Raw genomic sequence first — 14,337 nt, 5'->3', positions numbered from 1 at the left:
TATTTAAAATCAAGGTGTGATTAATGAATAAAACAAGGAAAATGGTTTTTTTAAGCTTTCTAACAAGCATGGCTTTAGTCATATACATAATAGAAGCTCAAGTTCCCGTTTTATTTCCCGGAATAAAGCTAGGACTTGCAAATACAATTTCCCTAGCTGCACTTATACTTATAGGATGGAAAGAAGCCTTACTAATTATGTTTTTAAGAACGCTTCTAGGATCTATGTTCGGTGGAACAATGTCTACCTTTATGTTCAGCATAGCCGGAGGAATTTTAAGTAACATAGTTATGATTTTTCTATACAAATATTTTAAAGATTCCTTAAGTCTATGGACTATAAGCATATGTGGGGCAATATTTCACAATATAGGTCAACTTTTAGTAGCTTCTATAGTAATTCAAGACTTTAGAATATACATATATCTACCAGTGCTTTTAATCTCTGCTATAATCACAGGATACTTTATAGGTTGGTGCGTGAAATTCCTAACTAATAACTTATATAAAATTCCTATGTTTAAAGATTTAAAAAATAAATAACTCCACCATAGGTATCAAGTGATTCTTAGGTTCAGGTGGAGTTTGCTTATAAGGAATACCTTTTCTCCATTTGAACCTTATTAACAGTATTCTTAGTGTCTTTAGCACTTAGAATACGTTATCCTTTAAGGGAAGAACTTATCCAGGTGCGCAGCAGTGCTTATCCTCCCTATCACAAAGTGCTATGAGGGGTGTTAGCAATGGTAGCAATCGGATAAAAAATGTGCTGCAAAATCGCAGCACATTTTTTATATTACTCTAATTATATTATTAATATCAACAAATTTAAACTTTGCTCCACTGCAATTATGAATTTGCAGCAGCTTCATTCTTGCTCTGCTGTTGTAAGTCCATACCACTTACAATAGCCTTAATAGCTCCTGTAGGACATTTAGCAAGACAGGTAGCTTCACTGCATGATGCACAAATACTTTGGTCTACTACTGCCAAATTGTTCTCTACTTTAATGGCATCATTTGGACAATTTTTAGCGCACAATCCGCATCCAAGACATCCTACACTACACGCCTTACGTACAGCTCCACCTTTGTTTCTAGAATTACAGTTAACCATTACTTTAGAACCTACAGGTCTAAATCCAAGTACCTGTTTTGGACACGCACTTACACAGGTACCACAACCTGTACATATATCTGCATCAATTATTGGAAGTCCATTTGAACCCATTGCCATAGCTCCAAAAGGACAACTCTTTACACATGTCCCAAATCCTAGACATCCATATTTGCAGGCTTTAGGTCCACCTTCAAGTAAATTTGCAGCTACACAATCATGTATACCTTCATATTCAAAATTTTTAACTGCCTTTGTACAATCTCCACCACATCTTACATGTGCAACTCTAGGTTCAATAGGTGGAGCAGATTTACCAGTTAGCTTTGCTACCTGTTCTGCAACTGCTGCCTTTCCTGGTACACAAAGATTTGGTGGCACACTCTCATCTAAAACAACAGCTTCTGCATAAGCTTTACATCCTGCAAATCCACATCCTCCACATTGGCCTTTTGGAAGTACATCTTCTACTAAGTCCACAAGTGGATTTACTTCCATTGCGAATCTTTTATTTACATAGGCTAGAACAAGTCCAAATATAAGACCTATAATAGTCATTACAACTAAAACCATAATTGCAGTATTCATTTTATTAGCTCCTTTCTATAGAGAAATCATACCTGAAAAACCAAGGAAGGATAAAGCTAACATTCCTGCTAAAATAAAAGCTACTCCAAGACCTTCTAATGGTTTAGGCACATCTGCTAATCTCAATTTTTCTCTAAGACTTGCCATTAAAATTATAGCCATGGCAAACCCTAATCCAGATCCTATTGCATTAACAACACTCTGTAAAAAATTAAAGTTAGAATCGGCATTTAATATAGGTACAGCAAGTACAATACAGTTTGTAGCTATTAAAAGAAGGTATATTCCCCACATATTATATAGGGCTGGTGCCTGCTTTTTAATAATAGTCTCCAAAAGTTGTACAAAACTGGCAATAAGAAGTACAAAAACTACTGTCCTCAAGAAAGTCAAATTAAATGGTATAAGTACAAAATGATATACTACCCATGCCAATATTGAACTCATAGTAATAACAGAAGTAACAGCCATACCCATACCTACAGATGCATTTAAATTTTTAGAAACTCCAAAGAATATACAAAGTCCCAAAAACCTTGTCAAAACATAGTTATTTACAACTACTGCACTTATGAAAAGAGTAAGGTAAGATGCCATTATGCTTCACCTCCATTTGCTTTTTCTAATTTTTGCATTTTAATTTTCTCCATATGTTGGTTATAAACTTTTACTATAGCAACTAAATATCCTATAAGTATGAATCCTCCAGGTGGAAGTATCATAATCAAAGCTGGATTATATGAAGCACCAAATACATTAGCACCAAATATAGTTCCAGATCCAAATAATTCACGTATCATTCCTATTATAGTAAGTGCCAAGGTAAATCCACATCCCATTCCAAGTCCATCAAAGAAAGAAGGAACTACAGGATTTTTGGATGCAAATGTCTCTGCACGAGCAAGTATTATAGCAAATACAACTACCAATGCTAAATAAATTCCCAATTGCTTATATAATAGAGGTGCATAAGCCTGCATAACAAGTTCCACTACTGTAACTATAGTTGCTATACAAGTGATATATACAGGTACACGTACCTTAGGATTTACAACATTCTTAATTATAGAAACCACAGTATTATTACAAGTTATAACAAATAACACACAAAGCCCCATGGTAAATCCGTTTATAGCTGTACTTGTAGTTGCCAGTGCTGGACACAAACTAAGTGCAAGTACGAATATGGGGTTTTCTGCAATCAATCCTTTTTTAAATATATTCCACAAATTCTTCATAATTACTTACCTCCCGTAAACGTAGTAACTTGCCCAACAGCTTCTTTAACTCCTTTAGTTACAGCTTTTGACGTAATTGTAGCTCCTGTCATAGCTTGAATGTTTTTAGTGTTAGACTTATCTTTTACAACTGTTAATGCGTCTGCCTTTTTATCCTTAAACTGTCCCCTAAAAGAATCCTTTGAAGCATTTGCTCCAAGTCCTGGAGTTTCATTATGAGATACAATACTGAAATCTATTACTTTTCCATCTGGAGTAACAGCTACCAATAGCTCTATAGCTCCACCGTAACCTTTACTCTCTGCAGGTACAACATATGCAATTGTCTTGTTTCCTTTTTGAGCTGCATACCAATCCTTTTTACCATTTACTTTACTAAATTTATCAGCATCATTGACTAAAACTCTCATGGTATCATTTTGTATTTGAACCTGTTTTTGTGCTGCTACTGGTGATGTTATATAATAAACCGCAGCTATTATAATTCCAGATATAAAACATGTAATGGTTAAGTTCTTAGTAATTGCAAAAATACTATTTTGATCTTTATCTTTAGCCATCAAAGCTTACCTCCTTGTCCCAAATTTAACTGGCTGTGTAAACTTATCTATTAGAGGAGTAACTGCATTCATAAGCAATATTGAATAACATACGCCTTCTGGATAACCGCCTTTTAATCTTATAAGCGATGTTAGTGCACCTGCACCTAATGCAAAAATAACCTGTCCTTTAATAGTCATAGGAATTGTTACCATATCAGTAGCCATGAAGAAAGCACCTATTACAAGTCCACCTGCCATCATATGAAATACAGGATCTCCTGTAAAAAGTCCCGTAGTTCCTCCAAAAGCCCAAGTAAGTATTCCTACAGTACCAATCATTACTACTGGAATTTGCCAGTTAATATATTTTTTATATATGAGATAAAGTCCACCTAAAACAAGTAATATTGTAGAAGTTTCTCCTATACTTCCATTTCTAGTACCTAAGAACATTGCCTTGTAAAGTGCACCCTGACCTCCGAAAGTTTCAACTAATTTTGAATAACCTTGAAGCTTTAAAATTCCAAGAGGGGTTGCCGTTGTTACGGCATCTACACCACTGGCACTTAATTTTGACCATGTTGTCATTGCTACAGGCCAGGAAACCATTAGCGCAGCTCTTCCAATATGAGCTGGATTAAATATGTTCTGACCAAGTCCTCCCATTGAATGTTTAGCTATTGCTATTGCTATAAAAGATCCTATAGCTACCATATAAGGTGGAATATCAGGAGGTAAACACATAGAAAGTAAAAGTCCCGTTAAAAAAGCACTTCCATCTGTAATAGTTATAGGTTTATTTCTAACTTTTTCTACAAAGTACTCCGTAACTACAGCAGCTATAATTCCTGTTATAATTACTTCTAAAGCATGAATGCCAAAATTAAATACACCAAAAACCGCAGCTGGAGTTAGTGCTAAACAGACACTCCACATTATCTTAGAAACAGATTCATCACAACGAACATGAGGTGATGACGAAATAGTAAAAATATTTTTCTTTATCTGTGCTTCCGCCATTTATTATCACTCCTTTATTATTTTAAAACTTCTTCTTTTTCTTTCTTTTCTTTAGCCTTATCTGCTTTAGCTTTTTCCCGCGCCCCTGCAGCTTTATTTTCTGATTTTAAATATCTAATATACTGTACAATTCTTCGTTTAGCAGGACATGCATACACACAGCTGCCACATTCTACGCAATCCAAAAGATTATATTCTTCCTTAGCCTCTTGATATAAATCTTTTTGTCCAAGAATACTTAACATACTTGGATTCAAGTGCATAGGACAGGCTTTCAAGCATCTACCACATCTAATACAAGAAGATTCTTTTCCTTCATTTATATCATTTTTAGTTAAACCAAGTATTCCTGATGAACCTTTCATTATTGGAATATCTAAATTTGATTGGGCAAATCCCATCATAGGTCCACCTGAGATTATTTTAACTGGTTCCTCCTTAAATCCTCCACAAAAATCAATGGCATCTTTAAACGTAGTTCCAATTCTAACTAATATATTTTTAGGCTCTTTAATAGCACCTCCACTTATAGTTGTAACCCTCTGTATAAGTGGAATTCCTCTCTCCACTGCATCACTTATTGCTATGCATGTACCTACATTTTGAACAACCGCACCTACATCTGCAGGCAATCCACCTGATGGAACTTCTCTACCTGTCAAAACATTTATAAGCATTTTTTCAGCACCCTGAGGATACTTAGTAGGAAGACCTACTACTTGCACTTTTGTACCTGCAAAAGCTTTTTTCATAGCTTCTATAGCTTCTGGTTTATTATCTTCAATACCTACAAATGCCTTTTCCACATTGAGGATTTTCATAATTATTTGAACTCCGGCAACTATCTTGTCTGAATTTTCCAGCATAGACCTATAATCTGCAGTTAAATAAGGTTCACACTCAGCACCATTTAAAATAAAAACGTCTACTTTTTTATCTGGTGGTGGTGCAAGTTTAACATGAACAGGAAAAGTTGCACCTCCCATTCCTACAATGCCTGCCTCTCTTATTATTCCAAGCATTTCTTTTACACTTAGTTCTTTCCAATTACGTGAAGTTGGTATTCCTTCTACCCACTCATCCTTTCCATCTTTTTCAATAACTATAGCTTGACATTTTCCAAAACCAGGATGTGGGTAATCTCCTATATCTACAACCTTTCCAGAAGTAGATGCATATATATTGGCTGAAACAAAAGCATCACTCTTCGCAATAAGTTGTCCCTTTTTTACCTCATCTCCTTTTTGTACTACAGGAGATGTAGGAGCACCTATATGCTGTCTAACGGGAATAAACACCTTGTCTGGTATAGGTGCTATTTCTATAGGCTTATTAGCTGTGTACTTTTTGCTATCATCCGGGTGTACTCCACCTCGAAAACTTTTTAACACTCTTAAACACCTCTTTCAATAATTTTTACAGCATGTATATAAACGAAACTGCAAAATAAATATAAACATAATTTTTATAACAGATTATAGAATTTTCCATAATCCGTTATAAAATTATATACTATAGGAAATAATATAAAATGACAATTTATCTATTAAATGCCAGTTGACTTTAAAAGCCACTCTTATTAATTAAAGTTTGTACACAAATTACTCAATACAATATCTTTGTGATTACTGGCTTTGTATTCTCGTTTTTGCTCGTAGATCTATCAAATATTTTTATATATATCAATGATAAAATAAAAAATACTACTCCACCACCTATTTGGAACTCTCTTAAAGAATGACCTAATTTTCCACCTATCCATGTTCCTGTTAATGCACCTATAAAGATTCCAATAATCGGTAGTATATATACAATAAAGGCAGCCCATAACATATTTGCATCCTTTATTTCAAAAACAACATGTTGACCAGGTTTTGCTCCAACTGGATTTTTTGCATCTACAACTATAGCATTATCACCAGGACAAGCACCACAGCTTTTACAGTCTCCGTGCCTACTAGCTCTTACTTTTGCAACACTTTCACTTGTTTCAATTACAATACCCTCCGATTCTCTTTTCATATAACACACCTCTCTATTATTTGTTAGCGTTTTCACGGGGTTTAAACCTAAATTGTTATATTTTATATTATACCACAAATTTATAATTTTTTCTTCTGTATTATAATTTTTTTTATCTGTATCGATATCGAACAGTATTACCTTCAATGTAACTATTATGTGTTATAATAGTTTTCTAATTTTGTATGCATATTTTTCTATCTAAGTAAGTACACTAAAATATTTTAAACTATATCTATCTTACTTTTAATTATACATGTGAAAAATTTAATTAAAATAATATAGCAAAAATTATTGACACAAAAAATTAACAGTTTTTGTTGTATTTATGCTTAATTTTTTACTTTATACTTAAAACAAAGTACTTTTTTTAATATAATATTGAATATATGTTATATTTATGCATAATTATTGTATGCTAATTTTGCTGACTTAATGTATGCTAAAAGAATAACTATTGCGTTAAGTATTGATTTCAAGCGGTTTTAGGCAAATATATTTTTTAAAGTTGCATAAAAACTTATTTATTTACATATCAAAATATGATTTAATAGAGATATTAGATTTCAAAATTAGGAGATGATAATAGATATGAACATTTCTGAGAAAACTTTTTTAGAAAATGTATGCAAATATTGCATTAATAAATATACTATTTCAAATAATGGCCCTTTAATAGCCTCCCTTATATACCAAATTTGTAAACATGAAGATATGGATGTTCCTGCTATGCAAGGCATATTACGTATCTACATAAACGAAAACTATAGTAGGAGTTTTGCCCATTGTTTTAATGTATACCGAGGTGTTATTGTCGATGCTTCACTATATCAATATGCACTTGTAAACAAGCCTATAGAAAATCTTTTTCCAGTTTATATAGTAGATACTACTCCACCTCATATAGAATATACTATATATAATGAAATTAAAAAAGATTTACAAGTTAAGTTTAGTGATAAGTTTCTGGAAAATGCTTTAAAAAATATAAAAGGAAATAATACTTATCCTACAAAAAGATTCACTTTACTAGAAGACTCCAAAAAAGAAGAACTTTTTTTCTGCCGTTAAATGTACTTCAATGAGGTTTCCAAACGAAAAATCAACTTATACTTCGGATATTTTTAAGTTAGAAAGCCTATATATAGATTGTAAAATAAATATCCATAGTGATTCTAATTGAAATTTTGACTTATATATATGATATACTAACAAAATTGAAATCACACTTAAAAACTTTTTTTATAAGTCTTAGTGAAGTATTTTAGAAAATCTTAGAAGCTTATATATGTCTGAGGTACGAGTTTATATAAGCTTCTTTAGATTTTCTAAATACTGAACTTTAGACTTATAAAAAGTTTTTAGTGTGATGATTTTTGTTAGTATATGGCTGGTATAAGTAAACTTTCTACTTAGAAACCCTATAGGTACTTTAATTTAAAAAGTCCATTTCATAAATTTTTTCACTTTTATGCTATTGGAAGCCCTAAGGGGCGTACTATATATCTTTTTATCTCCTTCATATATACAAAGCATTCCTATTTTATCACCCTTGTTAATTGAATATTTTATTCTTTGAGGTTTTATAATTTTAACACTGCACTTGAATCCATTTTTTATAGGCACTATAACATTATCTTCACACTCTAACTTTAGATCTTTTTTATTTACTCTTAGCTCGAGAGCTTTATCTCCTTTAGAAAATAACTTGTTAAACTTAAAATTTTTATCAACATATTTATATATTTTTTCCGTTTCTTCCCACCTTCCCGGACAATTCAAAACTACTATTATAACATCATTTCCTTGAACTTTTGTAGATGTAACTAAACATTTTCCTGCCTTACCCGTATAACCTGTCTTAACTCCATTTGCATCTGGAATTTTCCAAAGAATTTTATTGATATTGTGATAACTTCTTGTAAATCCATTTTGTGGTCCATCCACATCTTTCGAACTAACGATTTCATTAAATAATGCATTGTTTTTAGCTATAGATGTAAGTACTGCCAGATCATAAGCTGTGGAATAATGTTCCTCTTTATCGAGTCCATGAGGTGTCTTAAAATGAGTATTTATTACTCCTATTTCGCTAGCATACTCATTCATAAGTTTTACAAACTCTTCTACACTTCCACTTACACCTTCTGAAATAGCTATAGCTGCATCATTTCCTGACCTCATCATAAGTCCATATAAAAGTTCCTTTAAAGTTATACTTTCTCCTTTTTTATAGCCTACCACAGACCCCCTTATCCCTGCTGATCTAGATGATATTTGCACTTTTTCATCTAATTTTCCATATTTTATTGCAACTAGTACTGTCATTATTTTAGTTGTACTTGCCATTGGTACTAATTCAGAAGCATTTTTTTGATACATAACTACTTTTGATTTACTATCCATAGCTATAGCACAGCGTGCATTTATATTAGGTTCTCGAAAAGATGAATTTTTATCATCTGCAAATACAGTATAACTGCAAATATTAAAAAGTATAAATGTTATTACTATATATGATAAACTCTTTTTAAATTTCATAATTTATATAGTTTATCTCCTTCCTCTCAATAGATTATTAAGTGAAAAGTGGATAATGGAGAGTAGATAGTGAATAAGGATTTTTCTCCTCTACAGTACAAAAATCTTAAATTTAGAGCTTAAGGAAATCATCCATTAACTCTCAACTCTCACTTCTTAACTCTTAGCTATATTAAATACTTTTCCCCAAAACAAATATATTACTAGTAAAACTCATTCTAAATTAGTATATAATTCACTATTAAGGTAATAATTATTAATAATAAAACCTTTTAAATAGGGGGATTTAAATATTGATTAAATTACTTATTTTAATATTATTTGTTTTGGTATTTATTCCTATACCTCTTAAAATAAAAATAAACTATATCAATAAAACCTTCTCGCTAAAAATCTATAATTTAAATGTTATAAACAAAATTAATTTAAAAAATAATAAACCCCCTCTTGAAGGAAAGAAAAAGTCCTCATTCCTCATAAATAATTTCAAAGTAAATTTGAAATCCCTTAAAAAATTAAAATTTAAACCCCGTATAAAAATTAGGGTAAAACTCATTTATGGGTTAGATGATGCAGCCTATACTGCCATAACTTATGGGCTTATACCAACATTAAGCACTTTTATATTTGCTCTAATTAAAAATATTTTTGTAGTGAAGAAAAAAGAATTACACGTAAAACCTGTTTTTAACAGTTTTTATTTTAATTTAGAAATATCAAGTATAATTTACATTAGTTTAGCTAAAATTATTTATATGTATATAAAACTATTTAAGCACAGCTAAAAGTGTAAAAAATATCCGGAGTATAACTTGATTTTTCGTTTAGAAACTCTATAATTTTAAACTTTAAAGGAGGAATTTTTATGGATAATCATCCTATAGAAAATTTATTAAAAAGCACTATGGAAAATTTAAAAGATATGATAGATGTAAATACCATAGTAGGCGATGCTGTAGAGTCAAAAGACGGTTCTCTTATAATACCAATTTCAAGGGTATCCTTTGGGTTTGCATCTGGAGGAAGCGAATTCGACGTAAACCATGAAGAGTCACCTAATCCAGAATATCCTTTTGGTGGTGGTTCAGGAGCTGGAGTTACGGTAAAACCTGTGGCTTTTTTAGTCATAAAAGGTGACTCTATAAGACTTTTATCTTTAGATCAAAATAATACCTATGATAAAATAGTAGATTCAATTCCACAGGTAATGGATGCAATAAGGGGAATGATGAATTCTAAATCTCCAAAATCCAAGCATAACTCTGATAAGAAGAAGGAAGAAGAAAAAAAAGAAGAAGAAGAATAGTCATTTCTTCTTCTTCACTTACATAATACACTATAATTTTTTGAATATACCTAAATTAATCAAGATGAAATTCCTCAATACTCGGAATTTCATTTATATTTTCAAGTCCAAAATATTTCAAGAACTCTTCTGTAGTACCATATAGTATAGGCCTCCCAGGTACACTCAATCTTCCATTTTCTTTTATCAGTTCCCTTTCAACCAAAGTTGATATTGCCCTATCACTTTTTACTCCCCTTATTTCATCTATATCTATTCTAGTTATAGGCTGTTTGTAAGCAATAATAGCCAGGGTTTCCAGGGATGCTTGAGATAGAGATTGTCTTGAGTTATTCCCAAGTAATTCTTCAACATAATAACTATTTTCCGTTTTAGTAACTAAACTGTACTTATCATCACTGTTTAAAATTTTTATTCCTCTAGATTTCTGTCTGTATTTAACTGCCATATCCTTAAGTAAATCCTTTGTACGCTTACCACTCAGTTTTATTATTGAAGCAATTTGCTTAAGAGTAAGAGGTTCACCAGATACAAACAATAATGATTCTATTATAGAAAAATATTCATCTTTTGTTAAATCCTTTTCTTGATCAATTTCGCTGCTAGTACTTTTTTCATTATTATTTCTCATTTTCGATTACCCTTTCCACGTAAATTTCATCAAAATTTTCATACTGCATTACGGATACTACTTTAAGTTTTATAAGTTCTAAAAGTGCAATAAAAGTTACAACTTTCTCTATTTTAAAAGAACATTTTTTTAAAACAACAGAAAACCTAATTTGAGGCTTAGTTTGAATAATTTCTCGTATATATAACATCTTATCCTGTAATTTAAACTTATCTAAGGATATTTCCCTGCCCATGACATTTCCATTGTTAAGTTTATTTACATAGCTATCCATAAGATGACTGTAAACCCGATACAAATCTAACATAGTAATTCCCTTTAAAAATTGTTCCGGACTTGTACCCATATTCACTTGTTCAATTATCTCTGGTTTTTTTCCAAACATTTTTTCTAAGCCTATTTCTCTCTTTTTCAAAAATTCAGATGCTGCTCTAAATTTTTTATATTGGAGAAGCTTGTCTACTAATTCTTTTCTAGGATCTTTTTCATCCTCATTATCATCTTCATTTAACTGAGTTTTAGGTAAAAGCATTTTTGATTTTATTTCTATAAGTGATGCTGCTATAACTATAAATTCAGAGGTCACATCTAAGTCCATGTCTCTCATATTATTTACGTACTGAAGATATTGTTCTGTAATCTCATATATTTTTATATCATATATGTTCATTTTATTTTTCTTTATAAGGTGAAGAAGCAGATCAAAAGGACCCTCAAAATTTTCTATTTTTATATTTAAAGACATCTAAATAATCTCTCCTAAATTTTTTACTAAATATTTTTTTCCATACTTTATCATAGAATTTAATTCAATCTTTGTCATGTAATTTAAAACTTCTCCTATAGCTTTTCCATTTTGTATTCCAATAGAACTTATGAATTTTCCATTTAAAGATGATTTATAATGATACATATTATGAACATAATTATAAATCTTATACTTAAGTTTGTCATTCCATTTTAAAAGTATAAGTCCATAGTCATTTATGCTCCTTAATATTTTATACAACTCATAATTATCCATAGCATTTAGAATTGCGCCGGTTATTTTTTGATAATTTTCTGTAAAATTTTTTATTGAAATTTTTAACTTACTATCCAAGACTGAATTTTCACCCAATATATGAGCACACTTTTTGTCTTCAAGCGCATAAAATAATCTTAAAATTCTTTTATCTGTATTATTGTAGTTTTCGTTTCCTATTTCTAATTTTTCTCTGTTAACATTAAAAATCTTCAAATTACCACACATTAAAATATTTTTTATCCACATTTTTTCCTCACATAAGAGGTATATTTCCTTCACCATTCTATCATTGCTTATCAAATTAAACACGCCTTCATTCACACAACTAATTATTTCATCCTTATCTTTTAAATCAAAACCATACCTTACTGCATACTTTACTGCTCTGAATATTCTAGTAGGATCTTCTCTATAACTATTTAAATGTATCTTTTGTAGGCTTTTATTTTTTATATCCTCCAATCCACCATAAATATCTATTAAACTTCCTGTTACTATATCATAAGCCAATGCATTAACCGTAAAGTCTCTTCTTCGCAAGTCATCGTATATGTTCGACGGATCAATTATAGGAAGTTCACCATCTCTAGCATAGTATTCTTTTCTACACCTTATTAAGTCTATATTTATCTCATTTTGAAATAACAAAGAAGCTGTTTGGAATTTATCATAATACTGAAAGCATTTAATTCCATTCAATTTACCTATAATAAAATTAGGATTTTTGTCTATACATATATCAATATCTTTTACTTTATTTCCAAGGAACGCATCTCTAACGGCCCCTCCTACTATATAAGCCTTTATACCATTACTTTTACATATAGCTTTTATTAAATTTATAATTTGTATTTGCTCTATAGTAAATGCCCTTAAAATATTCATGTCTTTCTTTCCTTTCCTGTGCTTTAGGCATCTTTGACTTGTTATTTTCCTTCAAATGCCCTAAACAAATCAACAGGAAATTCAACGAGTTTTAAAAATCCAATAACCCTAATCGAATTTCCTGTTTTCATTATACATTATATATTAAAAATATATAAACTATTGCCCTTTCTGTAAAATATTTTTTAAACTATCTTTAAAATTTCCAAATATACCTAACTTTTTTACATCCCTGTCGCTATATAAATTAACTTTTCCTAAAGCCTCTCCATTTACATATACATCACAATACCCAACTTTTTCACCTTTTTTGTATTGCTTTTTATTTTTATCTATTACACACTTATAAGTAATTTTACTTTCTTTTCCCTTTTCAACTACTACCTTTAAATCTTCCGAAGCTTTGGCGATAAAAAATCTATCTCCCGCTTTATTTAGAGGAATTTTTTCTACATTGGCTCCCTTTTTTAAAATATTCTTTCCAATGTACTTGGAAAATCCATAATTCATCATCATAGATGCATCTTTATTCCTCACCTTATATGTAGGAGATCCCATTATTACAGCCAGCATTCTTGCACCATCTCTAGTTGCAGTTGCAGATATACAGTACTTAGCAGAACTTGTAAATCCCGTTTTTAATCCATCACACCCTTTAAAAAACCTTACTAATTTATTATGGTTTACTAATTCTATAGGACTTTTTCTGCCTTCTGATATTGTCTCCATATATGTTCCAGTATATTTCAGTATCCTTGTATGCTTAAGTAACTCTCTAGACATTAATGCTATATCATAGGCTGTAGTTAAATGTCCATCTTCACTAAGTCCTGTGCAATTTTTAAAACTTGTATCTTTCATTCCAAGTTCTGCTGCTCTTTTATTCATAAGCTGTACAAATTGATCTTCACTTCCTCCTAAATATTCTGCCATAGCAACTGCTGCATCGTTGCCTGAAGCTATTCCTATTCCCTTTATTAAATCTTCCACACTTCTAACTTCTCCAGTATCTAATAACATTGAACTTCCGCCCATCTTTTTTGCATTTTCACTTACGGTTACCTTATCGGACAATGATATTCTTCCTGAATCCACTGCCTCCATAGTTAAAAGCATAGTCATTATTTTCGTAACTGAAGCAGGTTCTAATCTTTCATGAGAACCTTTCTCAAAAATTACTTTTCCACTTGCAGGCTCCATAAGCAATGCCGACCTAGCATTTATATTTAAATCTGACCCTGTATTATTTATTTCTTTTTTATCGGATTTGCTTAAAGGCTCTGCATTAACAACTGGTAACCACAACACTGTAATAAAAAATAAAATTAATATATTGCTTACTATTCTAAAAGCTCCTTGCTTTTTCCTCATTTTATTTCTCTCCTCCTTTGAGATGTATTCTTTCCTTAAGTCAAGAAAATT

16 protein-coding genes are annotated in these 14,337 nt (G+C 31.0%); 4 read left to right on the top strand and 12 right to left on the bottom strand.

Going from position 1 to position 14,337, the window contains the following annotated elements:
- The first annotated feature begins 23 nt into the window (after nucleotides 1-23).
- Entirely contained in the window at nucleotides 24-542 is a 519-nt protein-coding gene (locus WY13_RS17840) for a Gx transporter family protein (RefSeq protein WP_063556920.1), read from the top strand.
- Nucleotides 543-848: 306 nt separating this feature from the next.
- Here the strand turns inward: WY13_RS17840 and rnfB are convergent, their stop codons facing one another.
- The 7 genes from rnfB to WY13_RS17805 all read right to left on the bottom strand — a co-directional run bounded on the left by rnfB (nucleotide 849) and on the right by WY13_RS17805 (nucleotide 6,525).
- Nucleotides 849-1,703 (bottom strand): RnfABCDGE type electron transport complex subunit B, encoded by an 855-nt coding sequence (rnfB, locus tag WY13_RS17835; protein ID WP_063556919.1) that lies wholly within the window; start codon nucleotides 1,701-1,703, stop codon nucleotides 849-851.
- Nucleotides 1,704-1,718: 15 nt separating this feature from the next.
- A complete protein-coding gene (locus tag WY13_RS17830; protein ID WP_063556918.1) occupies nucleotides 1,719-2,300 on the bottom strand; it encodes an electron transport complex protein RnfA in 582 nt (193 codons plus the stop codon).
- Nucleotides 2,300-2,941, bottom strand: a complete 642-nt coding sequence (gene rsxE / locus WY13_RS17825; protein ID WP_063556917.1) for an electron transport complex subunit RsxE — start codon at nucleotides 2,939-2,941, stop codon at nucleotides 2,300-2,302. Before rsxE ends, WY13_RS17830 begins: the two co-directional genes overlap by 1 nt.
- Before the next feature lie 2 nt (nucleotides 2,942-2,943).
- Nucleotides 2,944-3,501 carry an RnfABCDGE type electron transport complex subunit G gene (locus WY13_RS17820; RefSeq protein ID WP_063556916.1) on the bottom strand — a complete coding sequence of 186 codons (558 nt, stop codon included), beginning with the start codon at nucleotides 3,499-3,501 and terminating at the stop codon, nucleotides 2,944-2,946.
- Nucleotides 3,502-3,507: 6 nt separating this feature from the next.
- Nucleotides 3,508-4,503 carry an RnfABCDGE type electron transport complex subunit D gene (locus WY13_RS17815; protein ID WP_063556915.1) on the bottom strand — a complete coding sequence of 332 codons (996 nt, stop codon included), beginning with the start codon at nucleotides 4,501-4,503 and terminating at the stop codon, nucleotides 3,508-3,510.
- 17 nt (nucleotides 4,504-4,520) lie between these two features.
- Nucleotides 4,521-5,894, bottom strand: a complete 1,374-nt coding sequence (rsxC, locus tag WY13_RS17810) for an electron transport complex subunit RsxC (protein WP_063556914.1) — start codon at nucleotides 5,892-5,894, stop codon at nucleotides 4,521-4,523.
- A 214-nt stretch (nucleotides 5,895-6,108) separates the two neighbouring features.
- Nucleotides 6,109-6,525, bottom strand: coding sequence for a SoxR reducing system RseC family protein (locus WY13_RS17805; RefSeq protein WP_063556913.1), 417 nt, complete (start codon nucleotides 6,523-6,525; stop codon nucleotides 6,109-6,111).
- Nucleotides 6,526-7,116: 591 nt separating this feature from the next.
- Here WY13_RS17805 and WY13_RS17800 point away from each other — a divergent pair.
- Complete coding sequence (locus WY13_RS17800; protein ID WP_063556912.1) at nucleotides 7,117-7,596, top strand: hypothetical protein; 480 nt, start codon at nucleotides 7,117-7,119, stop codon at nucleotides 7,594-7,596.
- 366 nt (nucleotides 7,597-7,962) lie between these two features.
- Here the strand turns inward: WY13_RS17800 and WY13_RS17795 are convergent, their stop codons facing one another.
- Nucleotides 7,963-9,066: a D-alanyl-D-alanine carboxypeptidase family protein gene (locus WY13_RS17795; protein WP_063556911.1), complete on the bottom strand. Its 1,104-nt coding sequence runs from the start codon at nucleotides 9,064-9,066 to the stop codon at nucleotides 7,963-7,965.
- 293 nt (nucleotides 9,067-9,359) lie between these two features.
- Here WY13_RS17795 and WY13_RS22335 point away from each other — a divergent pair, with 293 nt between their 5' ends.
- The gene (locus WY13_RS22335) at nucleotides 9,360-9,851 is read left to right on the top strand and encodes a DUF2953 domain-containing protein (protein ID WP_192845054.1); all 492 of its coding nucleotides are present in this window, start codon (nucleotides 9,360-9,362) and stop codon (nucleotides 9,849-9,851) included.
- An 80-nt stretch (nucleotides 9,852-9,931) separates the two neighbouring features.
- Nucleotides 9,932-10,372 carry a GerW family sporulation protein gene (gene ytfJ / locus WY13_RS17785; protein ID WP_063556909.1) on the top strand — a complete coding sequence of 147 codons (441 nt, stop codon included), beginning with the start codon at nucleotides 9,932-9,934 and terminating at the stop codon, nucleotides 10,370-10,372.
- 55 nt (nucleotides 10,373-10,427) lie between these two features.
- On the opposite strand, the gene scpB is transcribed toward ytfJ, so the two are convergent.
- From scpB to WY13_RS17765, 4 genes are all read right to left on the bottom strand, one after another.
- Nucleotides 10,428-11,003: an SMC-Scp complex subunit ScpB gene (gene scpB / locus WY13_RS17780; RefSeq protein WP_063556908.1), complete on the bottom strand. Its 576-nt coding sequence runs from the start codon at nucleotides 11,001-11,003 to the stop codon at nucleotides 10,428-10,430.
- Nucleotides 10,993-11,748: a segregation/condensation protein A gene (locus tag WY13_RS17775; RefSeq protein WP_063556907.1), complete on the bottom strand. Its 756-nt coding sequence runs from the start codon at nucleotides 11,746-11,748 to the stop codon at nucleotides 10,993-10,995. Before WY13_RS17775 ends, scpB begins: the two co-directional genes overlap by 11 nt.
- Complete coding sequence (locus WY13_RS17770; RefSeq protein WP_063556906.1) at nucleotides 11,749-12,915, bottom strand: CCA tRNA nucleotidyltransferase; 1,167 nt, start codon at nucleotides 12,913-12,915, stop codon at nucleotides 11,749-11,751.
- Nucleotides 12,916-13,074: 159 nt separating this feature from the next.
- Nucleotides 13,075-14,286, bottom strand: a complete 1,212-nt coding sequence (locus WY13_RS17765) for a D-alanyl-D-alanine carboxypeptidase family protein (protein ID WP_063556905.1) — start codon at nucleotides 14,284-14,286, stop codon at nucleotides 13,075-13,077.
- Nucleotides 14,287-14,337: the final 51 nt, after the last annotated feature.

Origin of the sequence: Clostridium ljungdahlii (assembly GCF_001636845.1) — a bacterium.
GTDB classification, from domain to species: domain Bacteria; phylum Bacillota; class Clostridia; order Clostridiales; family Clostridiaceae; genus Clostridium_B; species Clostridium_B ljungdahlii_A.
This window is presented reverse-complemented; position numbering and strand designations above follow the sequence as displayed.